This is a genomic window from Lysobacter sp. FW306-1B-D06B (assembly GCF_038446665.1).
In the GTDB taxonomy this organism is placed as follows: Bacteria; Pseudomonadota; Gammaproteobacteria; order Xanthomonadales; family Xanthomonadaceae; genus Lysobacter_J.
Window position 1 is genome coordinate 2,318,246 of sequence record NZ_CP151802.1, and the last position, 24,059, is coordinate 2,342,304.

Here is a 24,059-nt window from a genome sequence, read left to right on the forward strand (position 1 = left end):
ACGGCGAGCCTTGGAGACGGGCCTTCGCGGCTATACTTCAGGGCAATGAGCAGGCTGTTTCGAGACGTCGAGGGCGGGCCCCGGTGCCCGCACGGCAGTGTGGTCTGCATCGGCGCATTCGACGGCCTGCACCTGGGCCACCAGGCGCTGGTGCGCCACGCGCGGGATCGTGCGCGCGCGCTCGGCGTGCCGTGCGTGGTGCTGAGTTTCGAACCACTGCCGCGTGAGTTCTTCGCACCCAACGACCCACCGCCGCGCCTGATGCTGCCGCGTGCCAAGGCCGAGCGTCTGCTTTCGACGAGCGCCGGTGCCATGGGCGTGGACCAGCTCGGCCTGCTGCGTTTCGATCGGCGCCTGAGCAGCCTCACTGCCGAGGAGTTCGTGCGCGCGGTGCTCGTGCATCGTCTGTCCGCGCGTGAAGTGTGGGTCGGCCCGGAGTTCCGCTTCGGCAAGGCGCGCGCAGGCGACATCGCGCTGCTGCGCGCGATGGGGCAGGAGCACGGCTTCGTCGCGGGCGAGATCGAACCCGTTCTGCTCGATGGCGAACGCGTCTCCGCCACGCGTATCCGCGAGGCGCTGCGCGCGGGCGATTTCGCCACGGCCGCGCGCTTCCTCGGCCGGCCGTACGCGATCGGCGGCCACGTCGTGCCGGGCAAGCAGCTCGGCCGTACGCTCGGCTTTCCCACGGCCAACCTGCGCTTCGGCGGTCGCACGCCTGCTTTGTCGGGCATCTACGCGACCTGGGTGCACGGCGTGGGCGAACATCCTCATGCCTCGGTGTCCAGCCTGGGCACGCGGCCGACGGTGGACGGCGTAGAGCCGCTGCTGGAAGCCCATCTGTTCGATTTCGACGGCGACCTCTACGGCCGCCGCATCGAGGTCGAGTTCGTCGCCAAATTGCGCGACGAACTGAAGTTCTCCGATCTGCCGTCATTGACCGCGCAGATGCACCGTGACGCCGTGCAGGCGCGCGCGATCCTCGGCGTTCCCGCCAGTTCCGCCGCCGCACACGAGCCCGCACGAACGAGTGCGGAGTCCCCCCAGACAGCAGCACAGCGATAGGTTCCCGTGAGCCAAGACCCGAACCAGTACAAAGCCACCCTGAACCTGCCCGCGACGGAGTTCCCGATGCGCGGCGACCTGCCCAAGCGCGAGCCGGAAACGCTCGCACGCTGGGAAGACGAGGGCCTGTACGCGCGAATCCGCGAGAAGGTCGGCACGCGCGAGCGCAGCTTCGTGCTGCACGACGGACCGCCATACGCCAATGGCGCGATCCACATCGGCCACGCGGTCAACAAGGTGCTCAAGGACATCGTGGTGAAGTCCAAGCTGCTCGCCGGCTTCGACGCGCCGTACGTGCCGGGTTGGGATTGCCACGGCTTGCCGATCGAGCACCAGGTCGAGAAGAAGTTCGGCAAGGTCGGCGAGAAACTCGACGCCGCCGCGTTCCGGCAGAAGTGCCGCGAATACGCCGCCGAGCAGATCGACCTGCAGCGCCGCGATTTCAAGCGCCTGGGCGTGGTCGGCGACTGGGACAACCCATACCGCACGATGGATTTCCGCTACGAGGCCGACATCATGCGGTCGCTGGCGAAGATCGTGGAGCGCGGCCACCTGGTGCGCGGCGCCAAGCCGGTGCACTGGTGCTTCGATTGCGGTTCGGCGCTGGCCGAGGCGGAGATCGAATACGCCGACAAGGAATCCCCGGCGATCGATGTCGCCTACGACGCGCGCGACCCGCACGCGCTGGCGCGCCTGTTCGGCGCGGCGGTCGATGACGGCGTGCGCGTGGCGATGCCGATCTGGACGACGACGCCGTGGACGCTGCCGGCGAGCCTGGCGATCAGCGTCGGCCCGGAACTGGACTACGTGCTGGTCGAAGGCCCGCGCACGGCCGACGGCAGCCGCCGTGTGCTGGTGCTGGCCGAAGCGCTGGCCGGCAAGGCGCTGGCGCGTTACGGCGTCGACGAGGTCGTCGTGCTCGGCCGCGCGCTGGGCAGCGCGCTGGAGGGCGTGGTGCTCGAGCATCCGTTCTATGCCGAGCGCGACATCCCGGTGCTGGTCGGCGACCACGTGTCGGCCGAGGACGGCACCGGCATGGTCCACACCGCGCCGGGCCACGGCCAGGAGGACTACGCGGTCGGCCTGAAGTACGGCCTGACCGATCGCTACAGCGCCGGGCAGATCAATCCGGTCGACGGACGCGGCGCGTACCTGCCGTCGACGCCGCCGGCGGACGGCATCGTGCTGGCCGGCGTGCATATCTGGAAGGCGAACCCGATGCTGGTCGACGTGGTTCGCGCCAGCGGGCACCTGCTCGCCTTCCACACGATCAAGCACAGCTACCCGCACTGCTGGCGCCACAAGACGCCAGTGGTGTTCCGCGCGACGCCGCAGTGGTTCATCTCGATGGAGCAGGCCGGCTTGCGCCGCGATGCGCTGGGCGAGATCGGCAAAGTCGCCTGGGTTCCGGAGTGGGGCGAGGCGCGCATCTACAACATGATCGAAGGCCGCCCGGACTGGACGATCTCGCGCCAGCGCTACTGGGGCGTGCCGATCGCGCTGTTCTTCCATCGCGAAACGGGCGAGATCCACCCGCGTTCGCCGGAGTTGATGCGCCAGGTCGCCACGAAGGTCGAACAGGCCGGCGCCGATGCCTGGTACGCGATGACCGCCGAAGAACTGCTCGGCGATGAAGCCGCGCAATACGAGAAGGTCACCGACATCCTCGACGTCTGGTTCGACTCCGGCGTCAGCCACGAATGCGTGCTTGCGCAGCGTCCGCTCGATGGCCTGTACAAGCCGGCCGATCTGTACCTGGAAGGCTCCGATCAGCATCGCGGCTGGTTCCACAGCGCGCTGCTCACCGGCGTGGCGATGGACGGTGTCGCGCCGTACCGCCAGGTGCTGACGCACGGCTTCGCCGTGGACGAGCAGGGCAAGAAGATGTCCAAGTCGGTCGGCAACACGGTCGAGCCGCAGAAGGTCATCAACGCGATGGGCGCCGACGTGCTGCGCCTGTGGATCGCCTCCACCGACTACCGCAACGAGATGTCGGTGTCGGACAACATCCTCAAGCGCAACTCCGACGTCTACCGCCGCATCCGCAACACCGCGCGCTTCCTGCTGGCGAACCTCAACGGCTTCGAGCCGAAGACGCACCTGCGTCCGCTGGAAGACATGGTCGCGCTGGACCGCTGGATCGTGCACCGCGCCGCCGAGTTGCAGGACCGCATCGCCAGCGCGTACGAGCGCTACGACTTCGCCGAGATCGTGCAGGCACTGTCGAACTTCTGCTCGGTCGACCTGGGCTCGCTGTATCTGGACGTCACGAAGGATCGTCTCTACACGATGCAGGAAGACTCGCGCGGCCGTCGTTCGGCGCAGAGCGCGATGTACCGCATCGCCGAGGCGTTCGTGCGCTGGATCGCGCCGATCCTGGCCTTCACCGCCGACGAGATGTGGCGCCACCTGCCGACGCAGACCGAGCACGGCCCGCGTGAGGAGAACGTCCTGTTCGCCACCTGGTACGACGGCCTGGCGCTGCTCCCCGAGGACGCGCCGCTGGCCGCGGATGATTTCGAACGTCTGCTCGCGCTGCGCGAGGAAGTCAGCAAGACGCTGGAACCGATGCGCGCCGCCGGCGACATCGGCGCGGCGCTGGAAGCCGAAATCAGCCTCAAGGCCGGTGTCGCCGACCAAAACTGGCTGGCACCGTTCGCCGATGAACTGCGCTTCCTGTTCATCAGCGGCGATGTCGAGGTGATCGCCGACGACGGCATCAAGGACATCGCCGTCCTCGCCACGCCGACCACCAAAACCAAGTGCGTGCGCTGCTGGCAGTACCGGGCGGACGTCGGCGGCGATGCCGCGCATCCGGAACTGTGCGGACGTTGCGTCGTCAACGTCGCCGGTGCCGGCGAGAACCGGGAGTGGTTCTGATGGCTCCGGTGCGTCCCAATGCGTTGCCCTGGCTGGCGGTCTCCGTCCTGGTGATTGTGCTCGACCAGCTGACCAAGCTGTGGGTGCTGAACTCGTTGCCGGAATACACCGCGGTCCCGGTGATCGAGGGCGTCTGGAACTGGTACCGCACCTACAACACCGGTGCGGCATTCAGCTTCCTCAGCGATGCCGGCGGCTGGCAGAAGTACTTCTTCGTCGTGCTGGCCGTGGCCATCAGCGGCCTGCTGGGCTGGTGGCTGAGCCGCACGCCGCGGCGCGACTGGAAGAGCGCGCTGCCGTATGCGCTGGTGATCGGCGGCGCCCTGGGTAACGTGATCGACCGGCTGATGCACGGCCACGTCGTGGACTTCATCCAGTGGCACTGGCGCGATTACTACTGGCCTTCGTTCAACCTGGCCGACGCGGCGATCGTGGCCGGCGCCATCGGCATCGCGCTGTTCGGCCTGTTCACGAAACCGGCGCCGGCCGCCGGCCCGGCCCGGTAAACTGCCGCCATGGACGTCCTGCTCGCCAATCCCCGCGGTTTCTGCGCCGGCGTCGACCGCGCCATCGAGATCGTCAAGCGCGCCATCGAGACGCTCGGCGCGCCCATCTACGTGCGCCACGAAGTGGTGCACAACCGCTTCGTCGTGGACGACCTCAAGCACCGTGGCGCGATCTTCGTCGAGGAGCTCGACGAGGTGCCGGACAACGCCACGGTGATCTTCAGCGCCCACGGCGTGGCCAAGGCCGTGCGCGAAGAAGCCGAGCGTCGCGGCCTCAAGGTGTTCGACGCGACCTGTCCGCTGGTGACGAAGGTGCATCTGGAAGTGGCGCGTCACTGCCGCGCCGGTCGCGATGTCGTCCTGATCGGCCACGAGGGCCACCCCGAAGTCGAGGGCACGATGGGCCAGTGGCGTCGCGAGGCGGGTTCCGGCCGCATTTACCTGGTCGAGGACAACGACGACGTCGCCGCGCTGGAGATCGACCAGCCCGAGAATGTCGCCTATACGACCCAGACCACGCTCTCGGTCGACGACACCCGTGGCGTGATCGAGGCGCTGCGCGCCAAGTTCCCGGCCCTGCAAGGCCCGAAGAACGACGACATCTGCTACGCCACGCAGAACCGCCAGGACGCCGTGCGCGAACTGGCCGCGCGCTGCGACCTGGTGCTGGTGGTCGGTTCGGTCAACAGCTCCAACTCCAACCGCCTGCGCGAGCTGGCCGAGCGCGAAGGCGTGGAGGCCTACCTGATCGACGGCGCGATCGAGATCAACCCGTCCTGGGTCACCGGCCGCCAGCGCATCGGCGTCACCGCCGGCGCGTCCGCGCCGGAGGTGCTGGTGCGCGGCGTGATCGACCGCCTGCGCGAACTGGGCGCGGCGCATGTGTCCGAACTCGACGGCGAGCCGGAGGACATGGTCTTCGCGCTGCCCAAGGAGCTGCGTCTGCAACTGGTCGATTGACCGGGGCGGTGGCGCCGATTGACCGGGAACGGGCGGGCGCCTAGAATTCCGGGCTCGCGGAAATCTCCGCCGCCCGGCCCGAGCGGCCAGGCCGGAATCCCGCAAAGACACCCGCCGGAATAGCTCAGTTGGTAGAGCGGCGCATTCGTAATGCGTAGGTCGTAGGTTCGATTCCTATTTCCGGCACCAGTTTTCGTTATTTTGAGCCCCGCTTCGGCGGGGCTTCTTTTTTGGCCCGTCGTGAGCGCGTAAAGAATGCGCCCTTCACGCGTGCGCGGCACCTTCGGTGAAACAGTCACGGCTTTCCCCGAGGAGTGGAGCGATGGCCGGTATCGACGAGAACGTGAAGCGCATCGGCGCGCTGCTGAAGAAGATCGACATCGCCATGCTGACGACGACGGGCAAGGGCGGCTTCCTCATGAGCCGGCCGTTGTCCACGCAGCATGCGCAGTTCGACGGACGGCGCGTGTGGTTCTTCACCCAGGCCGACAGCCCGAAGGTCGCCGAGATCCGCCGCCATCCCAAGGTGAACCTCGCCTACGCGTCCAAGAGCAAGAACGTCTACATCTCCATGACCGGTACCGCGAGCGTGAACCGCGAGCAGGCCGTCATCGATGCCCTGTGGAACGATGCGATGAAGGCGTTCTTCCCCAAGGGCCGGAACGATCCCAACCTCACGCTGCTGGAGGTGGACGTTCATTCGGTCGAATACTGGGACGGCCCGGGCACCTGGATCGGCAAGGCGGTCAGCTTCCTCATCGCGCGGGTGACGAAGAAGGAAGAGGTGATGGGCGAGAACCGCATCGTCGACCTCACCGCCAAGCGCCCGCGCAAGCGTTTGCCGCCCTCGCACGCCGACGCCCCGCGCGGCGCGCGCAGCGCCGCGGCGAAGGCGCCGAAGAAGGCCGCGCGCAAGTCCTCCGCCACGCGCGCCGCGAAGAAGACGGCAAAGCCCGCACGCAAGGCGGCAGCGAAGCGAACGCGCAGCGCCTCCGGCTGACTGGCCGTGCAATGACTCGCACGCGCCTCGTGCTCAAGCACATCGTGCATGAATCTTCCATCACGACCCCGCGCGCCTGAACGTTTCATCTCATCGCAATCTCGCGTTCACCGATTTTTAGCGCGGCGATCGCCACCATGCCGCCAGTTTTTCGGAAGGGGCATGACAGGGTGTTGAGCATGCGAATGGACGTCTTCGTGGTGGGGCAGGAAGAAGGTTTCGTGGTGGCGCCGTGCGGCGCGCCGCTTCCCGATGAGGAAATGGCGGTGCTGGGCGAGGTCCGCTTCGGCTGGACCGTCGACAGCGAAAGCGCCGCCCCGCGTCTGGATTGGCAGGGCATCGCCAAGGACATCGATGCGCGCGGTTACAGCATCGTCCCGCAGGGCGACGTGGGCGGCCTGCTGGGTCTGCCGGAAGGCGAACTGAGCGCGTTCTATCCCGAGTTCCACCTGCGCCACGCCGCCTGAGCGCGCATCGCCCGCGTCTCGCTTTCCGCGACGCGGGCCGGGTAGAGTGCGGGCAATCCGTTCGCCACGCCGCCGTTCATGTCCAAACCCGCGAAGTCCCTCAGCAGCAAAGCCCGCACCGCGTACGTCTGCTCGGAGTGCGGCGCCGACCACAACAAGTGGCAGGGCCAGTGCGGTGAGTGCGGCGCCTGGAACACGCTGAGCGAGTTCGTCGTGGAGCCCGCCGCCAAGGCGGGCGCGAGCGTCGCCGCGAGCCGGCGTGGCAGCTGGGCCGGCAAGGCCGACGCGCCGGCCGTCACTGCGCTCAAGGACGTTCGCCACAGCGAAGAAGACCGTGTCAGCACCGGCATCGGCGAGTTCGACCGCGTGCTCGGCGGTGGCCTGGTGCACGGTTCGGTGGTGCTGGTGGGTGGCGACCCGGGCATCGGCAAATCGACGCTGCTGTTGCAGGCGATCAGCAAGATGGCCGGAACGCTGCCGGGCCTGTACGTCACTGGCGAGGAATCGCTGGCGCAGGTGGCCGGTCGCGCCTCGCGCCTGGGCGTGCCGGTGGACGGCGTGCACGCACTGGCGGAAACCGGCGTGGAACGCGTGCTCGAACACGCCGCGAAGATGAAGCCGGGCCTGATCGTCGCCGACTCCGTGCAGACGCTGTGGACGGAGGAACTGAGCGCCGCGCCCGGCTCGGTGAGCCAGGTGCGCGAAAGCGCCGCGCGCCTGGTGCGCTATGCCAAGGAAACCGGCACCGCCGTGTTCCTGGTCGGTCACGTTACCAAGGAGGGCGGGATCGCCGGCCCGCGCGTGCTCGAGCACATGGTCGACGCCGTGCTGTATTTCGAAGGCGAAAGCGGCAGCCGCTTCCGCGTGCTGCGTGCGTTCAAGAACCGCTTCGGCGCGGTCAACGAACTGGGCGTGTTCGCGATGGGCGAGAAGGGCCTGCGCGAAGTGCCCAACCCGTCGGCGATCTTCCTCTCCGGCAGCGAACGCCCGCAGCCGGGCAGCTGCGTGATGGTCACGCGCGAAGGCACGCGCCCGTTGCTGGTGGAAGTGCAGGCGCTGGTCGATGCCTCGCCGCTGTCGAACCCGCGCCGCGTCGCGGTCGGCATGGAGGGCAACCGCCTGGCGATGCTGCTGGCGGTGCTGCATCGCCACGGCGGCATCGGCGTGGGCGACCAGGACGTGTTCGTGAATGTGGTCGGCGGCATCCGCGTGCAGGAAACGGCGGCGGATCTTCCCGTGCTGTTGGCGGTGCTGTCTTCGTTGCGCGATCGGCCGTTGGCCGAACAGACGGTGGCGTTCGGCGAAGTCGGTCTGTCGGGAGAGATCCGGCCTGTTCCCAACGGCGAGGAACGCCTGAAGGAAGCCGCCACGCACGGCTTCAAGCGCGCCATCGTGCCCAAGTCGAACGCGCCCAGGAGCGGTCGCGTGGGCGAGATGGAAGTGATCGGTGTGGAGCGACTGGCGGACGCGCTGGAACGCGCCTGAGCCCTCGCGTCAGGACGAGCGTCGCGTGTAGCGCCGCCACTGCGACGCGTCGCCGGTCATGAACGCGCGGAATCCGATTTCCACGCCCAGCGAAAACGCAGTCGCAAGCAGCGCCGCGCCCCAGCGCGTCCCGTGGTCTTGGGCGAAGAAGAACAGCGCGATCGCGAAACATCCGATGTGCAGGAAGATCCGAGACTGTCGGCCCTTGCGGTCCCAGTCGCGGCGGCGCGCATGGCCCCAATGCTCCCAGCCGTTCTGCTCCACGTTCCTGTGCAGGCGCATTCTGCGTCCGCCCACGATGTCGCGCATCGCACCGGGCGTGGTCAGCATCCATTGCAACCAGGCGGCGATCAACCACAGCACCGGCGGAAGCCAGCCGCTGCCGCCGATGTTGGTGAACGCCGCGCTGATCAGCGCCAGCGCCATCAGATGCAGGACGAACACCACCTTCCCCGAAAGCCGGTACCCCATGACATCCCCCAGCCGCGTCCTGCGGCGTAGCGGGCGATTCTAGTCACGCGCGCCGGAGTGGTCGATCCTCTCAGGCTTCGATCGCCTCGCCGAAGGCGAGCATTTCCGCATGCCGGTCGCCGCTGATAGCCGCGCGCATGCGCGGCTCGTCCAAGGCACGCACGCACCAGTGCGGTGCGTGATCGCGCACGTCGGTGCTGCAGATGGCGACGAAATAACTCGGCCCCGGACCCGCGGCATACCACAGCGAATCCCACGGCTCCTCGTATCCCACCGGCGCGCGCGGTGAAGCGGCGTGATTGTCCAGTTGGTAGGCGATCTTCACCACGGTGAGCGCATCGCCGCACACCGGACCTTGGGGCGTATCGAAACTCAGGGCGTCGAACGCCGACTGCAATCGCCAGGCCTCGCGCTGCAAGGCCAGGCGGTGCCACAGCACCACCCAGCTGACCAGGAACGTCGAGAGAACGACGGTGCCCAGCCAAATCAGCAGGATCCAGCGGACGGCAGCCATGCCCCGAACTTACTCGCGCGGGCGTGTCCGAAATTTGAACGCCCAGGCCTTCACACCGCGAACACAACCGTGCGATGGCCGTTGAGCAGGATGCGGTCGTCCAGCCAATAACGCAGCGCCTGCGCCAGTACACGCCGCTCGATGTCGCGTCCGATCCGGACCAGGTCGTCGGGTGTGTCGTGATGACTGACGCGCTGCGTGTCCTGCTCGATGATCGGGCCCTCGTCCAGGTCGGCGGTGACGAAATGCGCGGTCGCCCCGATCAGCTTCACTCCGCGCGCGTGCGCCTGGTGGTACGGACGCGCGCCCTTGAAGCCCGGCAGGAAGGAGTGGTGGATGTTGATGCAGCGCCCGGTGAGCTTCTTCGCCAGATCGCAGGAGAGCACCTGCATGTAGCGCGCGAGCACGACCAGTTCCGTGCCGGTCTGGTCGATGAGCGCGGACAGGGCCGCCTCCTGCTCGTGCTTGCGTCCCTTTTCGACCGCAAGGTGATGAAAGGGAATGCCGTCGAAGTCCAGGTGCCGATACGTCTCGCGCGGATGGTTGGCGACGACGGCGGTGATCTCCATCGGCAGTTCGCCGATGCGCCAGCGATAGAGCACGTCTGCCAGACAATGGTCGAACTTCGACGCCAGCAGCATCACGCGGCGCGGCACGTCGCGATCGCGCAGCGACCATTCCATGCGGAAGGCCCGGGCTAGCGAGTCGAAGCCATCGCGCACTTCGGCGATGGATCCGGCCGCCAGCGCGAACACCGTGCGCATGAAGAAGCGGTCGGTTTCCCGGTCGTTGTATTGCTGCGCTTCGAGGATGTTGCCCTCGTACCGAAGCAGGTGCCCGGTCACGGCGTTGACGATGCCGGGACGGTCGGGGCAGGAGAGGGTGAGGACGTAGTGAGGCATCGAGGCGCTGACGCGATCGGATGCTCGTTACAACGCAATGCGCGAGCCGGCCCGGCCCGCGAAACGAAAAGGGCCGGTTTCCCGGCCCTTTCCTTCGATCCCGCGACTCAGTGTCCGCCCGCGGCGGCCGCGCCGCCGCCGCCCATCTTCGCCGCGAACGGCGGCTTGGCGAACCACACGAACACGATCACCACCAGGAACAGGATGCCCAGCAGGTGGAAGATCTCGTTGAAGCCGATCTGCACCGCCTGCTGCGAGATCATCTGGTTCAGCGCCAATGCGCCGCGCTGCGTGTCGCCCTGGCCCAGTGCGGCGACCGTCTGCTGCATCGCCGGGTCGTAGGCGCTGATGTTCTCGGTCAGGCGCGCATGGTGGATCGTGCTGCGCTGGTTCCACGCCCACGTCGTGAGGGACGCCGCGAAGCTGCCGCCGAGCGTGCGCACGAATGTCGCAAGGCCCGAGCCCGCGGCGATCTCGTGCGGTTCCAGGTCCGACAGCAATATCGTGAGCACCGGCATGAAGAACAGCGCCACGCCCAGGCCCTGCCATAGCTGCACTTCGGCCACGCGCTGGAAGTCCACGTCGAGGTTGAAGCCGGATCGGTAGAAGCTGGTGGCCGCCATCACGATGAAGGCGAATGTCGCCAACACGCGCAGGTCGGTCTTGGGCGCGTACTTGCCCACCAGTGGCGTCAACAGCACCGGCAGGATGCCGATCGGTGCGCTCGCGTAGCCGGCCCAGATCGGCGTGTAGCCCAGGTTGCGTTGCAGCCACAACGGCACCAGCAGGCCCACGCTGAAGAACGCCGAGTACGCCATCACCATCGCCGCCGTGCCGCTGGCGAAGTTTCGATGGCGGAACAGGCGCAGGTTGACGATGGGGTCCTTCTCGGTGAGTTCCCAGATCACGAACACCGCCAGCGCGATCACCGCGATCACGGTCAGCCACACGATCTTGGTCGAGTTGAACCAGTCCTCGTCGTTGCCCAGGTCGAGCATGATCTGCAGCGCGCCCACGCCCAGCACCAGCGTCGCCAGGCCGATGTAGTCCATCTTCGGCTTCTCCAGCCGCTCGGGGCGGCCCTTGAGCTGCCGTCCGACCACAATGCTGGAGAAGATGCCGATGGGCACGTTGATGAAGAAGATCCACTCCCAGCTGTAGTTGTCGGTGATCCAGCCGCCGAGGATCGGGCCCGCGATCGGCGCCACGACGGTCACCATCGCCAGCAGTGCGATCGCCTGTCCGCGTTTGTGCGGTGGATAGATCGAGATCAGCAGCGCCTGCGTGACCGGGTACATCGGGCCGGCGACGAAGCCCTGCAGCGCACGCGCGGCGACCAGCAGGCCCATCGAATTGGCCAGGCCGCACAGCAGCGACGCGATCACGAAGGCGAGCGTGGCCCAGGTGAACAGCTTGCGCTCGCCGTAGCGGCGCGTGAGGAAGCCGGTGAGCGGCAGCGCGATGGCGTTGCTCACCGCGAAGGACGTGATGACCCACGTCGCCTGGTTGGCGCTTGCGCCGAGATTGCCGGAGATGGTCGGCAGCGAGACGTTGGCGATGGTGGTGTCGAGCACCTGCATGAACGACGCCAGCGCAAGGCCGACGGTCGTCAACGCGATGTTGGGTGGGCGGAAGGCTTGTTTGGGCTCCGGCGTGACCGGCAAGCCCATCTCCTCTTCCTGTTGCGCGATGGTGGACATGGCGTGGGTCTTGGCGTGTTCGACGCGCGGCTAGGCACGGCGGGAAGGAAGGGCCGTCATTCCCGCCAACGCGGGAATCCAGTGACTGTTCGGGGGAGGGAGGAGTCTCTGGATGCCCGCATTCGCGGGCATGACGGCAAAACCAGTGGAACGAGTGAGGGTGCGATCGGGCGATCAGCCCTGGCGCGTGGCCGGCAGGTTCTCGCGGATCACCTTGTCGATCAGCGCGTTCGCATCATTGAGCTGCTTCTCGTACGCGGCGGTGGTGAACAGCGGCTTGTCGTCCTTGCGCGCGGCGGCCAGCACGGGGCCGGTCTGGTCGCGCACGGTGACGTCGGTGTGCATGCTCAGGCCCAGGCGCAGCGGGTGGTCGGCCAACTGCTTGGGCTCGATCTCGATGCGCACCGGCACGCGCTGCACGATCTTGATCCAGTTGCCGCTGGCGTTCTGCGCCGGCAGCAGCGAGAACGCGCTGCCCGTGCCCATGCCCAGCGCGGCGACCTTGCCGTCGAACTCGACGTCGCCGCCGTACAGGTCGGCATGCACCTTCACCGGCTGGCCGATGCGCATCTTCGCCAGCTGCGTTTCCTTGAAGTTCGCCTCCACCCACAGCTGTTCCAGCGGGACGATCGTCATCAGGTTCACGCCCGGCTGCACGCGCTGGCCGAGTTGCACCTGGCGCTTGGCGACGTAGCCGGAGACCGGCGCGACGATCGCGGTGCGCTGGAGGTTGAGATACGCCTGGCGCAGTTGCGACGCGGCGGCTTCGACCTGCGGCTGGCTGCCGACGGTGGTGGCGTCGACGAGCGCGCGATTGCGCGACAGGTTGCCGCTGGAGGCGCGCAGCCCGGCTTCGAGCACGGCCAGTTCGTTGCGCGCATGCGCAAGTTCTTCGGCCGACACGGCGCCGTTGCTGACGAGGCCTTCGCGACGCTGGAGGTCGGCGCGCGCGCGCGCGACCTGCGCTTCGCGTGCGGCCAGATCGGCGGCGCCTGCTTCGACGGTGCTGTACAGGCCGCGCACCTGGCGCACGGTGTTGGCGAGGTTGGCGACAGCCTGGTCGTAGGCGACGCGCGCATCGTTCGGATCCAGATGCACGAGCGGCTGGCCGGCTTCGACCTTCATGCCGTCGTCGGCGTCGATGCTCACCACCGTGCCCTGCGTCTGCGGGACGATGCTGACGACGTTGCCCTGCACGTAGGCGTCGTCGGTGTCTTCGTGGAAGCGTGCGACAAGCACGTACCACGCTGACCAGCCGATGCCCGCCAGGGCCACGACGGCGGCGAGGATCGTCAGCGCCTTCTTGCGCTTGCCGTTGGATTGCGGCGCGGGCGCCTTCGCGGTCGGCGCGTTGGGATTGGGTTCGGTGGTCATGGCGTTGCGGCCTTGGCGATGTCGGAGTCGGAATTCGGAGAAGGAGAAGTCAGGACCAGACCGCCGCCGAGCGCGCGGTCGAGGTCGACGGAAGCGGCCAGGCGCTGCGCGCGCAGCACGGTGAGCTGGCGGTCGCTTTCGAGCAACGGACGTTGCGCGGCGAGGACGTCGAGCTGCGTGCCCAGGCCGGCCTTGTAGCGCGAGGTCGCGATGTCCCATGCGCTCTGCGCGGCATCGCGCGCCTGCGTGGCAGAGACGATCTGCGCGTCGAGCGAGCGCGCCGAATGCACGGCGTCGGCGACTTCACGCAGCGCGCCGACCAGCGACTGGTTGTAGTTCGCCACCGCGAGGTCGTACGTCGCATCGCTGTTGGCGAGGTTGTTACGCAGCCGGCCGCCGTCGAAGATCGGCAGGCTGATCGCCGGGCCGCCCTGCAACAGAAGCGCGTCGCTGCTGAACAGATCGCCGAGATTTCCGGCGGCGAGGCCTGCCAGCGCGCTCAGGTTGATGGTCGGATAGAACGCGGCCTTGCTCGCCTTGATGCCGTGCTGCGCGGCTTCCACGCGCCAGCGCGCGGCGACGACGTCGGGGCGATGGCCGAGAAGTTCGCTCGGCAGCACCGACGGAAGCGTCGGCGTGGACGTGCTGAGGACGGTCGGACGCGCGATGTCGCGGCCGCGATCCGGGCCCTTGCCCAGCAGCGCGGCGATCGCGTTGCGCGTGGTTTCGATCTCGTGCTCGCTGGCCTGGATCTGCTGCTGCGCGCTGGCGACGGCGCTTTCGGCCTGGCGGATCTGCAACTGATTATCCAGGCCGGCGGCGACGCGCTGGCGGCCCAGTTCAAGCAGGCGCGAAGCGCGATCGTGATCGGCCTTGGCCACGTCGTTCGCGTCGAACGCCTGGGCCAATGCGACATAGGCGCGGGCGATGTTCGACGAGAGCGTCAAGCGCGCAGCCTGCGCATCGACTTCCGCCGCGCGCGCCTGTCCGAGGGCGGCCTGCCACTTGGCCTTTTCACCGCCCCACAGGTCGAAGGTGTATTTGAAGTTCAGGCTCAGCAGACCGACGCCCTGGTAGGAACCGCCGAACGGTTCGGGCGCGACGGTTTCGGGAATCTGCACGCCGGAGTACTGCGCGCTCGCGCCCAGCGTCGGCTTGCGTTCCGCGTCGGCAAGACCGGCCTGCGCGACGGCTTGGCGCACGCGTGCATCGGCGGCATCGAGGCCCGGCGTGCCTTGCAGGGCTTCGTTGATGAGCGCATCAAGTTGCGCGTCGCCCAGCGAAGTCCACCAGTCCTGCGTCGGGAATGCCGCGGCGGAAACGTTCGCATCTGCGAAGGAACGCTGTGCCTGGAGGCTGTCCGCTTCGAGCGGGCGGCCTTCGGGGACCAGGCCGCGCGAACTGGCGCAACCCGCGACGATCAGCGCGATGGCCATCGCAGACAACGCGTGCTTCAACGGCACGGGCTTCAGCCCGCGAGGCGGGCGGGGGAAGGAATGGGCCATGGTCAGGAGTCGGAAAGGGAAAGGTTGTCGCGCACCTGCTCGAGCATGCGGGTGAGCTGCGCGCGTTCGGCGTCGTCCATGCCTTGCATCGCCCGCTCGCGCACGCGCTGGCCGCACTGGTTCACGTCCTGCCACATCGCCTGACCGGCTGGCGTCAGGTTGATGTTCAGCGCGCGCCGGTCGGCCGGGTCGGCCACGCGGGCCACCAGCCCACGCGCTTCCAGCTTGTCGAGCAGGCGCGTCATTGCGCCGGGGTTGAGCTCGGCGGCGCGGGCGAGGTCGGTGACGCCATGCGGACCGTCGGACAGCTTCTTCAACGCGATGTACTGGCTGAAGGTGAGCTCATGGCCGGCGGCGGCCAGTTCGTGCTCCATGCGCGCCCACATGGCATCGCGGACCTGCCGGAACAGCAGGCCCAGCGTCGAGCCGCTGCAGGCGGACGGGGGTAGGGACTTGGACATGGGCGGGCATATTCTTCGCCCGCGCAATATTTGTCAATGCAAATATTGTTTCAGCAATGGATATGCCGCGTTGCAGCGATGGGCCTAAAGCTGAACGGGGGTCAGGTGGGGCGGCGGAGGACCAGTTCGAGGACGAACTTGCTGCCGAAGAAGGCCAGGATCAGGAGCGCCATCGCGGCCAGGGTCCAGCGCACCGCCGTGGCGCCGCGCCAGCCGTAGCGCCAGCGGCCCAGCAGCAGCCCGCCGAACAACAGCCACGACAGCACGCTCAGTACCGTTTTGTGCACCAGGTGCTGAGCGAACAGGTTTTCCACGAACAGCAGGCCGGTCAGCAGCGTCGCCGTGAGCAGGGCGAAGCCGACCGCGATGGTGCGGAACAGCAGGGTTTCGAGCTCGACCAGCGGGGGCAGGGCGCGCAGCCACCGGTGGAACTCGCGCCGGCGCAGGGCGCGCTCCTGGGCCCACGACATCACTGCCAGCAACGCGGCGATCGCCAGGGTTGCGTAGGCCAGCAGCGCCAGCCAGGCGTGCAGTTGCAGGCGCCAGTCGAGCTGCTCGCCCAGCAGGTGGCCGTGATGGTGGTAGCCGAACAGCGCCAGGGCCGCGATCGGGAAGACGACCACTCCCAGCGCGGCCATCCGTCCGCCGCCGCCGACCAGCGTCGTCAGGGCCGCCATGCCCAGCCCCACCAGGGACAGCGCCGCGTAGAAATGCATGTCCGCCCCGCCGCTGGTGCGCCAGGCGATCAGGTGCGCGAGCGCGTGCAGCACCACGCCGCCTACGGCGGGGAACAGCCACAGGCGCGACGGGTGGGGCCGGTCCTGGCGCACGCCGCCGACGAGAAGGGCGGTCGCGATCAGATACAGAACGATGGCGATGAGAACGATTGTCATCGCCGCAGTGTCGCACAGCGGCGAGACGAACCGCAGCGGGCCGGTTGCGCAGTCGGTCGCAGTTGGCGAAGGGCTATACTTCGCGCCCCGTTTTCTGCTTCCACCCAGGTGGCGCCCGCATGTTCGAATCCCTTACCCAGCGCCTGTCCGGCACCATCGAGCGCCTGCGCGGCCGCGGCCGCCTGACCGAGGAGAACATCCGCGAGTCGCTGCGCGAGGTGCGCATCGCGCTGCTGGAGGCCGACGTCGCCCTGCCGGTCGTGCAGGCGCTGATCGAGCGCATCAAGGTGCGCGCGGTCGGCCAGGAAGTGCTCAAGTCGCTGACCCCGGGCCAGGCGCTGATCAAGGTCGTGCGCGACGAGATGACGGCGGTGATGGGCTCCCAGGCCGCCGACCTCAACCTCAACGTGCCGGCTCCGGCGGTCATCCTGATGGCCGGCCTGCAGGGCGCGGGCAAGACGACCACCGTCGGCAAGCTCGCCAAGCACCTGAAGGAAAAGCGCAAGAAGAAGGTGATGGTGGTGTCGGCCGACGTCTACCGTCCGGCCGCGATCGAGCAGCTCAAGACGCTCGCCCAGCAGGTCGACGTGCTGTTCTTCCCGTCCAGCGCCGATCAGAAGCCCGAAGCCATCGTCAAGGCGGCCATCGACGACGCCCGCAAGTCCTACGTCGACGTGCTGCTGGTCGACACCGCCGGCCGCACCAGCATCGACGACGCGATGATGGCCGAGATCAAGGCGCTGCACGCCGCGGTCAATCCGGTGGAAACGCTGTTCGTCGTGGACTCCATGACCGGCCAGGACGCCGCCGTCACCGCCAAGCATTTCGGCGAAGCGCTGCCGCTGACGGGCGTGGTGCTCACCAAGACCGACGGCGACGCGCGCGGTGGTGCCGCATTGAGCGTGCGCTACATCACCCAGCGCCCGATCAAGTTCATCGGCGTGGGCGAGAAGCCCGACGGCCTGGACGTCTTCCATCCGGACCGCATCGCCAGCCGCATCCTCGACATGGGCGACGTGCTCTCGCTGGTGGAGCAGGTCGAGCAGCAGGTCGACAAGGACAAGGCGCAGAAGCTCGCCGAGAAGGTCGCCAAGGGCAAGAAGTTCGACCTCAACGACATGCGCGACCAGCTCGAGCAGATGCAGAACATGGGCGGCCTTCACGGCCTCATGGACAAGCTGCCGGGCATGGGGCAGATCCCGGACTCGGTGAAGAGCCAGGTCACGGGCAAGGAAGTGCCGCGCATGGTGGCCATCATCAATTCGATGACCAAGAAGGAGCGCCGCAATCCGGGTTTGCTGAACGGCTCGCGCCGCGCCCGCATCGCCAAGGGCGCCGGCATGACGCCTGCGGACGTCAACAAGCTGATGAAGCAGTTCCAGCAGATGGAAAAGATGATGTCCAAGCTGTCCGGCGGCGGCATGAAGGGCCTGATGCGCGGCATGAAGGGCATGATGGGCGCCCGCGGCGGGATGCCGTTCCGCTGAGTTTCCGGCTTGGCCGGAACTCCCCCCGGGGTTTGCTGAGCAGACCCTGGACCCCAACCAGTGCGCCTCCATGCCCCGCCCATTCGCGCCTGCGGGGCGAACCGCCTCTTGGCTAAGGGGCGTGGACCGTGGCGTCGCGCCCGGACCGGGGTTTCCCCACCCCGATCAATGGCTTATACTTGCCGGCTTACCCTGCCATCCCGGCAGCTGGGCAACACAGGAAACACCGAACCATGGTCAAGATTCGTCTCGCCCGCGGCGGCGCCAAGAAGCGTCCGTTCTATCACGTCATCGTCACCGACAGCCGCAACGCCCGTGACGGCCGCAACATCGAGCGCGTGGGCTACTACAACCCGGTCGCCCAGGGCGCCGAGAAGCGCGTCGAGCTCGACATCGAGCGCGTGCAGCACTGGATCAAGAACGGCGCGCAGCTGACCGACAAGGTCGCCGTGATCTACAAGGAAGCGGCGAAGGCCGCGACCGCCGCCTGATCCGCGGGCCGCGCTTCAAGCGCGGCCACGATCCCATGACGGGCGACTCCACGGAGCGCGCCGGATTTCAAGAGCGCCGGATCCTGCTGGGCAGGATTTCCGGCGCTTTTGGCATCAAGGGCGAAGCCAAACTCGAATCCTGGACGGAACCGCGCAGCGCGATCTTCCGCTACCAGCCCTGGATCCTGCGCGACACGCAGGGCAACGAGCGCGAAGTGCGCGGCGTGCGCGGCAAGGAAAGCGGCAAGTACACCGTTGCCACCTTCCCGGACATCACCGACCGCGACGCCATCGAGGCCATGCGCGGCACCGAGATCTACGTTCCGCGTTCCGCGCTGCCGCCGCCGAGCGAAGGCGAGTACTACTGGGTCGATCTGGAAGGCCTGCGCGTGGTGACGGTGGACGGCGTGCCGTTGGGCACGGTCTCGCACCTGTTCGCCACGGGCGCCAACGACGTGCTCGTCGCGCGCGATGATGAGCGCGAACGCATGATTCCCTTCGTCCAGCCGCAGTACGTCGTGTCGGTGGATTTCAGCGCCGGCATGGTGACGGTGGATTGGGATCCGGATTTCTGAGAGCCGGGATTGGGAACTCGGGATTTGGGATTCGCAAAAGCAGAAGCGTCGCCGTAGCCTCAGTTCCGCCATCGAATCCCGAATCTCCAACCCCGAATCCCGGCCCATGCGCATCGACATCGTCAGCCTATTCCCCGACTTCGTCGCGCAATGCGCGGCGTTCGGCGTGGTGGGCCGGGCGGTGGAGCGCGGCCTGCTGTCGGTGCACGGCTGGAACCCGCGCGACTACGCCGAAGGCAACTACCGCCGCGTCGACGACCGTCCCTTCGGCGGTGGGCCTGGCATGGTGATGCTGATCGACCCGCTGCGTACCAGCCTGCGCGCGGCCCGCGCGGCGGATCCGGCGCCCGCGAAGGTCGTCTACATGAGCCCGCAGGGATCGCCGCTGACGCAGGCGAAGGTGCGCGAGCTGGCCGGGCACGAGCGCCTGATCCTGCTGTGTGGTCGCTACGAAGGCATCGACGAGCGCCTGATCCGCGCCGAGGTCGACGAGGAAATCTCCATCGGCGACTACGTCCTGTCCGGCGGCGAGCTGGCCGCGGCGGTGGTCGTGGACGCCGTGGCCAGGCTGCGCGAGGGCGTCCTGGGCGACGCCGAGTCGGCCGTGCAGGACAGCTTCGAGGACGGCCTGCTGGACTGCCCGCACTACACCCGGCCGGTCGAGCATGAGCTGGGAAGCGTGCCCGAGGTCCTGATGTCGGGAAACCACGCCGAGATCGCCAAGTGGCGCCGCATGCAGTCGCTGGGCCGGACCTGGCAGCGGCGCCCGGACCTGATCGACGAGGCCGCGCTGTCCAAGGCCGACCGCAAGCTCCTGGCGGCCTATCGGGCGGCCCTGGAGGCGGACGAGGACGCCGGGCCGGTCCCGGGGCCGGCCAAGGGCCTTCCCGGGCCGGCGTAACTAGCCACGTCGGGAAAAATGCCGTTATAATCCGCGGCTTCCATTTGCTCCACCCATGCCAGACGCGGGTCCACGTGCACTCGCGCTACAACGACTCCAACAGGCCAAAGCCATGAACAAGCCCTCCATCCACACGCTCGTCCAGAACTTCGAAGCCGAGCAGATCCAGCGCCAGCTTCCGTCCTTCAGCCAGGGCGACACCATCGTCGTCAACGTGAAGGTCAAGGAAGGCAACCGCGAGCGCGTCCAGGCCTATGAAGGCGTGGTCATCGGCATCAAGAACGCCGGTCTGAACTCCTCGTTCACCGTGCGCAAGATTTCGCACGGCTACGGCGTCGAGCGCGTGTTCCAGACCCACAGCGCCACCATCGCTTCGGTCGACGTCAAGCGTCGCGGCAAGGTGCGCGCGGGCAAGCTGTACTACCTGCGTGGTCTGCAGGGCAAGAAGGCGCGCATCAAGGAAGACCTGTCCGCCTACGCCAAGTCCGAGTAATCCGCGCTGCCGGGCCTTGCGCCCGCGCGCTCCGACGGCCGCCTCAGGGCGGCCGTCGTCGTTTCCGGCGTCGGAACGCGCGTCTTGCCGCGGTGCCGACACTGCGCGTCGTAGCCTGCCCACTGCGATCGCGTGATCGCGCGTCGGATGCCGTCGTGGCCAGCCTGTTGCGCCCGTGCCCGCAGTCATCGTGCGAATTCCGCTTCTACGAGGAACTCGGCGATTTCCTTGCCCCCGAACGCCGCAAGCGCAGCTTCACGCATGCGTTCGACGGCACGCCTTCGGTGAAGGACCGCATCGAATCGCTGGGCGTGCCGCACACCGAAGTCCTGGTCGACGATGAACCCGTTCCCTTCACGCACCGGCTCACAGGCGGCGAACGCGTGGCGGTCTATCCGATGTTCGAGCGTTTCGAACTGGGGGAGGGCAACCGCCTGCGTCCGCGACCGCTGCGCGAACCGCGTTTCGTGCTCGACGTGCACCTGGGGCGGCTGGCGTCGTACCTGCGCCTGCTCGGCTTCGACACGCTCTATCGCAACGACTACGACGACGATGAGCTCCTGATGATCTCGTGCACCCAGCACCGCATCCTGCTCAGCCGCGATACGGGATTGTTCAAGCGCTCCGCACTCACGCACGGCGCCTTCCTGCATGCCACCGACCCACGCCGGCAGCTGCGCGAGGTCTGCGACCGCTTCCAACTCGACGCGCGCATCGATCCGTTCACGCGTTGCGCGCGCTGCAACGGCGAAGTCGAGCGTCTTGGCGTCGCACCGGACGAACACGACCCCGATCGTCCGTCGCCACGGCAGCGCGATCCCGATTCGGGCGAGCGCGAGCGCCGTGATCCCGGGAACGCGCCGCAGCGTCGCGATCCCGGTCGCGCGCCGCCGGAGCGCGACCCGGAAACGCCGCCGGAAGTGCGCAACCCGACGCCTCCGGGCCCGGACAAGCGGGGCCGCGCGATACCGCCGCTACGCATGCCGGGCGAACTTGCGGGCTCGCTGAGCCGATGCCGCGCATGCGGCCAGATCTACTGGCCCGGCAGTCACCTCTCGCGATTGCGGCAACGCCTCGCCGAAGTCGGCGTGCCGATCTGAGCCTGCGCGTCAGCGGGCCGGTTCCACTGCTTTGTCTTCCGGTTCCGCACTGGGATCGGCCACCGGCGAAGGCGGCTGTGCCGGCACTTCCGCCGGTGCGGCGACTTCATGACGGTCCGGCACGAGCATGCGCGCACGCCGCCAGTGGCCGTAGCGGTAGTACGCCAGCGCCATCACCATCGAACACACCGCGCTGATGGGGAAGCTCCACCAGATCGCGTCCACGCCGATGTGCGGCTGCATCAGGTTCGCGAAGGGCACGCGGATGCCCCACAGCGCCAGCGCGAGAATCAGCAGCGGCGGGATGACCGCGCCGGTGGAGCGCACCACGCCGGACACCACGAAGGTCACGCCGAAGAACAGGAACGACCAGATCGAAATGTGGTTGAGGTGGCGGGCGATCTCCAGCGCATCGCTGCCCGGCGGAAGGAAGAGCGACAGCGTCCAGCGATCGAGCACGATCAGCGGGACGATCAGCGCGCCGGTCATCAGGAAGTTCATGAGCACGCCCGCGCGCGCCGTTGCCGACACGCGATCCCATCGGTGCGCGCCGACGTTCTGCGCCGCCATCGACGAGCATGCCGCGCCCACCGCCATCGCCGGCATCTGAACATAGGTCCACAGCTGCAGCGCAGCGCCGTAGGCGGCGGTGGTGTCGGTGCCGTGATGGTTGACCATCGCCATCATCGCGATCATCGCCAGCGAGATGAGCACCATCTGCAGGCCCATCGGCACGCCTTTTACGATGAGCGCGCGAAGGATCGTCGCGTCGATGCGGAACATGCCTGCGTCCTTCCGCCCCAGCCACAGCGCATGGCGTTTGCGCCGCAGGTGCAGCAGCAGCGCGGCCAGTGTCGTCGTCTGGGACAGCAGCGTCGACCATGCCGAACCTGCGATGCCGAGCTTGGGGAACGGTCCCAGGCCGAAGATCAGCACCGGGTTCAGCACGATGTCCAGCAGCACCGCCACCAGCAGGAAGCGGAACGGCGTGCGCGAATCGCCCACGCCCCGCAACGCCGCCGAAACGAAGGCGAACATGTACAACGCGGGCATCGCCAGGAAGATCACCTGCAGGTAATCCTCGGCCAGATGCAGCGAGGCTTCGGGCGTTCCCATCGCCGCCAGCAGATGGCGCGACAACCACCAGCCCAGCGCCGCGATGGCCAGCGAAAGCCCGACGAAGAAAGTCGCGCTGGTTCCCATCACGCGCCGCGCCTGCACGAGGTCACGCGCGCCCATCGCCTGGGCGATCAGGATGGTCGCGGCCATGCCGATGCCGAACACCGAACCGATCAGGAAGAACATGATGTTGTTGGCGTTCGCCGTCGCGGTGAGGGCTTCCTCGCCGAGGAAGCGGCCGACCCAGACCGCGTTCACCGAGCCGTTGAGCGACTGGGCGATGTTGCCGGCGAGGATGGGCAGCGCGAAAGCGAGCAGGTTGCGGCCGATGGGGCCTTCGGTGAGGTTGTGCGTGGTGGGCGCCATGCGGGATGCGGATCCGGCGACGTGAAGAGGCCCGCACGGTAGCACCGAGGCCGCGAACTGCGCGCCATGTCCGATCGCACGCGCGCCCGCGACGCCGGTGCTGCGATAATGATGTCCAACCTGGATGACGAACGACCGGCGATCCTTCGGACCTGCAGTGAGCGACGCAATCGATTCTTCCGCGCAGACCGTGCGCCTGGACCTGTGGCTGTGGGCGGCGCGCTTCTTCAAGACGCGCTCGCTGGCCAAGCATGCGATCGAGACCGGCAAGATCGACGTCGGCGGTCAGCGCGCAAAGCCGTCACGCGCGGTGCGCGTGGGAGATTCGCTGCGTATCGTGCGAGGCGAGGAAACCTTCGAAGTCGAAGTGCGCGGGCTTGGCGACACGCGCGGCCCGGCCAGCGTCGCACAGGGTCTGTATGCCGAAAGCGAGCCCTCACGCCTCGCGCGTGAACAGGCGCGCGCGCTGCGCGTGGCCGAGCGCACCGGCTACCGCGCGCCGGAAACCAAACCCGACAAACGCGCGCGGCGGCTCATCCGCGCGCTGGGCGATATCGACGCGTTGTAACCGCGATGCCCCCTCTCCTCACGGAGAGAGGGCGAAGCATGGCGTCTCAGCGTCGCCCGCCGCCGAGGAAGGTGCTTGCCAGGCCGATCAGGTCGGAGAAGTCGGTATCGCCGTCGCCGTCGCGATCGAGCACTGCGCCCATCAGGCCGCCGCCGATGCCACCCTGCTGCGCGATCGACTGGCGCTCCTGGCCCAGCACGTCGCCCAGTTGCTGCGGTGAAGCCGCCAGTGCGTTGCCCGCGCCGTTGCCCGCGAACATGCGCTTGGCGAGGTAGGCCATCACCAGCGGCGCGAGCATCTGCAGCAGCGTGCCGGCCTGACCCTGACCGAGGCCCGTCGCCGCGCCCAGTCCCTGTGCCGCGTTCTGCTGGCGGTTGCCGAGCACGTGGCCAAGGATCGAACCGCCTTGACCGCCGCCGCCCATCACCGCGCCCAGCACGCTGCCGATGTCCAGGCCCGTGTGGTCGCGCTGCAACGCGCCGAACAGCGCCTCGGCGCCCTGCGGCTGGCTGGCGTTGCGGCCCAGTGCGCCCAGCAGCAGCGGCAATGCGGCGGACACGGCGCCTTCCGTCTGCGACTGCGAGAGGCCGAGCTGATTGCCGATGTCGGCCAGCGGCTGTCCCTGCAACTGGTTGAGCAGGTCGTTGGTGAGTGAGCTGTTCATGGCGCGGCCGTGGAGAGGTGGGGGCGTTGATGCTAGCGCCGCGACGTTCAAACGTCGTGATGGCGTGAAGATTCTCGCGCAAGAAAAAAGCCCGGCGAAAATTGGCCGGGCCTCT

At 67.8% G+C, this 24,059-nt stretch carries 23 protein-coding genes, 1 tRNA gene and 1 pseudogene; 15 read left to right on the plus strand and 10 right to left on the minus strand.

Annotated elements, in window-relative coordinates:
• The first annotated feature begins 45 nt into the window (after nt 1–45).
• From AAFF32_RS10705 to radA, 8 genes and pseudogenes are all read left to right on the plus strand, one after another.
• A complete protein-coding gene (locus tag AAFF32_RS10705; RefSeq protein WP_342315177.1) occupies nt 46–1,062 on the plus strand; it encodes a bifunctional riboflavin kinase/FAD synthetase in 1,017 nt (338 codons plus the stop codon).
• 6 nt (nt 1,063–1,068) lie between these two features.
• A complete protein-coding gene (gene ileS / locus AAFF32_RS10710; RefSeq protein WP_216958650.1) occupies nt 1,069–3,942 on the plus strand; it encodes an isoleucine--tRNA ligase in 2,874 nt (957 codons plus the stop codon).
• Nucleotides 3,942–4,448 carry a signal peptidase II gene (lspA, locus tag AAFF32_RS10715; RefSeq protein ID WP_216958647.1) on the plus strand — a complete coding sequence of 169 codons (507 nt, stop codon included), beginning with the start codon at nt 3,942–3,944 and terminating at the stop codon, nt 4,446–4,448. Before ileS ends, lspA begins: the two co-directional genes overlap by 1 nt.
• 9 nt (nt 4,449–4,457) lie before the next feature.
• Nucleotides 4,458–5,408 (plus strand): 4-hydroxy-3-methylbut-2-enyl diphosphate reductase, encoded by a 951-nt coding sequence (gene ispH, locus AAFF32_RS10720; RefSeq protein ID WP_216958645.1) that lies wholly within the window; start codon nt 4,458–4,460, stop codon nt 5,406–5,408.
• Nucleotides 5,409–5,521: 113 nt separating this feature from the next.
• Nucleotides 5,522–5,597, plus strand: a tRNA-Thr gene (locus AAFF32_RS10725).
• Between the two features lie 133 nt (nt 5,598–5,730).
• A pseudogene (locus tag AAFF32_RS10730) lies at nt 5,731–6,222 on the plus strand (pyridoxamine 5'-phosphate oxidase family protein); the annotation flags it as partial.
• Nucleotides 6,223–6,587: 365 nt separating this feature from the next.
• Nucleotides 6,588–6,875 carry a hypothetical protein gene (locus AAFF32_RS10735; RefSeq protein WP_216958640.1) on the plus strand — a complete coding sequence of 96 codons (288 nt, stop codon included), beginning with the start codon at nt 6,588–6,590 and terminating at the stop codon, nt 6,873–6,875.
• A 78-nt stretch (nt 6,876–6,953) separates the two neighbouring features.
• Complete coding sequence (gene radA / locus AAFF32_RS10740) at nt 6,954–8,360, plus strand: DNA repair protein RadA (RefSeq protein WP_342315178.1); 1,407 nt, start codon at nt 6,954–6,956, stop codon at nt 8,358–8,360.
• A gap of 9 nt (nt 8,361–8,369) precedes the next feature.
• On the opposite strand, the gene AAFF32_RS10745 is transcribed toward radA, so the two are convergent.
• From AAFF32_RS10745 to ccsA, 8 genes are all read right to left on the minus strand, one after another.
• A complete protein-coding gene (locus AAFF32_RS10745; protein WP_342315179.1) occupies nt 8,370–8,831 on the minus strand; it encodes a hypothetical protein in 462 nt (153 codons plus the stop codon).
• 70 nt (nt 8,832–8,901) lie between these two features.
• Nucleotides 8,902–9,345: a hypothetical protein gene (locus AAFF32_RS10750; protein ID WP_342315180.1), complete on the minus strand. Its 444-nt coding sequence runs from the start codon at nt 9,343–9,345 to the stop codon at nt 8,902–8,904.
• A 50-nt stretch (nt 9,346–9,395) separates the two neighbouring features.
• Nucleotides 9,396–10,247 (minus strand): formyltetrahydrofolate deformylase, encoded by an 852-nt coding sequence (purU, locus tag AAFF32_RS10755; protein ID WP_216958629.1) that lies wholly within the window; start codon nt 10,245–10,247, stop codon nt 9,396–9,398.
• A gap of 107 nt (nt 10,248–10,354) precedes the next feature.
• Complete coding sequence (locus AAFF32_RS10760) at nt 10,355–11,917, minus strand: DHA2 family efflux MFS transporter permease subunit (protein WP_254200307.1); 1,563 nt, start codon at nt 11,915–11,917, stop codon at nt 10,355–10,357.
• A 204-nt stretch (nt 11,918–12,121) separates the two neighbouring features.
• A complete protein-coding gene (locus AAFF32_RS10765) occupies nt 12,122–13,321 on the minus strand; it encodes an efflux RND transporter periplasmic adaptor subunit (protein ID WP_216958623.1) in 1,200 nt (399 codons plus the stop codon).
• Nucleotides 13,318–14,826, minus strand: coding sequence for an efflux transporter outer membrane subunit (locus tag AAFF32_RS10770; RefSeq protein ID WP_216958619.1), 1,509 nt, complete (start codon nt 14,824–14,826; stop codon nt 13,318–13,320). The genes AAFF32_RS10765 and AAFF32_RS10770 overlap by 4 nt, the downstream gene beginning before the upstream one ends.
• 2 nt (nt 14,827–14,828) lie before the next feature.
• Nucleotides 14,829–15,287, minus strand: a complete 459-nt coding sequence (locus AAFF32_RS10775) for a MarR family transcriptional regulator (RefSeq protein ID WP_216958616.1) — start codon at nt 15,285–15,287, stop codon at nt 14,829–14,831.
• A 101-nt stretch (nt 15,288–15,388) separates the two neighbouring features.
• Nucleotides 15,389–16,180 (minus strand): cytochrome c biogenesis protein CcsA, encoded by a 792-nt coding sequence (gene ccsA, locus AAFF32_RS10780; protein WP_216958612.1) that lies wholly within the window; start codon nt 16,178–16,180, stop codon nt 15,389–15,391.
• Nucleotides 16,181–16,299: 119 nt separating this feature from the next.
• Here ccsA and ffh point away from each other — a divergent pair, with 119 nt between their 5' ends.
• From ffh to AAFF32_RS10810, 6 genes are all read left to right on the plus strand, one after another.
• A complete protein-coding gene (gene ffh / locus AAFF32_RS10785; RefSeq protein WP_216958595.1) occupies nt 16,300–17,667 on the plus strand; it encodes a signal recognition particle protein in 1,368 nt (455 codons plus the stop codon).
• Between the two features lie 233 nt (nt 17,668–17,900).
• Nucleotides 17,901–18,158 carry a 30S ribosomal protein S16 gene (gene rpsP, locus AAFF32_RS10790; protein WP_216958593.1) on the plus strand — a complete coding sequence of 86 codons (258 nt, stop codon included), beginning with the start codon at nt 17,901–17,903 and terminating at the stop codon, nt 18,156–18,158.
• A 35-nt stretch (nt 18,159–18,193) separates the two neighbouring features.
• The gene (gene rimM, locus AAFF32_RS10795) at nt 18,194–18,733 is read left to right on the plus strand and encodes a ribosome maturation factor RimM (protein ID WP_342315181.1); all 540 of its coding nucleotides are present in this window, start codon (nt 18,194–18,196) and stop codon (nt 18,731–18,733) included.
• A 106-nt stretch (nt 18,734–18,839) separates the two neighbouring features.
• Nucleotides 18,840–19,634, plus strand: coding sequence for a tRNA (guanosine(37)-N1)-methyltransferase TrmD (gene trmD / locus AAFF32_RS10800; RefSeq protein ID WP_342315182.1), 795 nt, complete (start codon nt 18,840–18,842; stop codon nt 19,632–19,634).
• A gap of 112 nt (nt 19,635–19,746) precedes the next feature.
• Nucleotides 19,747–20,127, plus strand: coding sequence for a 50S ribosomal protein L19 (gene rplS, locus AAFF32_RS10805; protein ID WP_216958587.1), 381 nt, complete (start codon nt 19,747–19,749; stop codon nt 20,125–20,127).
• 155 nt (nt 20,128–20,282) lie between these two features.
• On the plus strand, nt 20,283–21,227 hold the full coding sequence (locus tag AAFF32_RS10810) for a Mut7-C RNAse domain-containing protein (protein WP_342315183.1): 945 nt from the start codon (nt 20,283–20,285) through the stop codon (nt 21,225–21,227).
• A 9-nt stretch (nt 21,228–21,236) separates the two neighbouring features.
• Here the strand turns inward: AAFF32_RS10810 and AAFF32_RS10815 are convergent, their stop codons facing one another.
• A complete protein-coding gene (locus tag AAFF32_RS10815) occupies nt 21,237–22,712 on the minus strand; it encodes an MATE family efflux transporter (protein ID WP_342315184.1) in 1,476 nt (491 codons plus the stop codon).
• 157 nt (nt 22,713–22,869) lie between these two features.
• On the opposite strand from AAFF32_RS10815, the gene AAFF32_RS10820 reads away from it, so the two are divergent.
• The gene (locus AAFF32_RS10820; protein WP_342315185.1) at nt 22,870–23,280 is read left to right on the plus strand and encodes an RNA-binding S4 domain-containing protein; all 411 of its coding nucleotides are present in this window, start codon (nt 22,870–22,872) and stop codon (nt 23,278–23,280) included.
• Nucleotides 23,281–23,326: 46 nt separating this feature from the next.
• On the opposite strand, the gene AAFF32_RS10825 is transcribed toward AAFF32_RS10820, so the two are convergent.
• Complete coding sequence (locus AAFF32_RS10825; RefSeq protein ID WP_216958580.1) at nt 23,327–23,944, minus strand: DUF937 domain-containing protein; 618 nt, start codon at nt 23,942–23,944, stop codon at nt 23,327–23,329.
• Nucleotides 23,945–24,059: the final 115 nt, after the last annotated feature.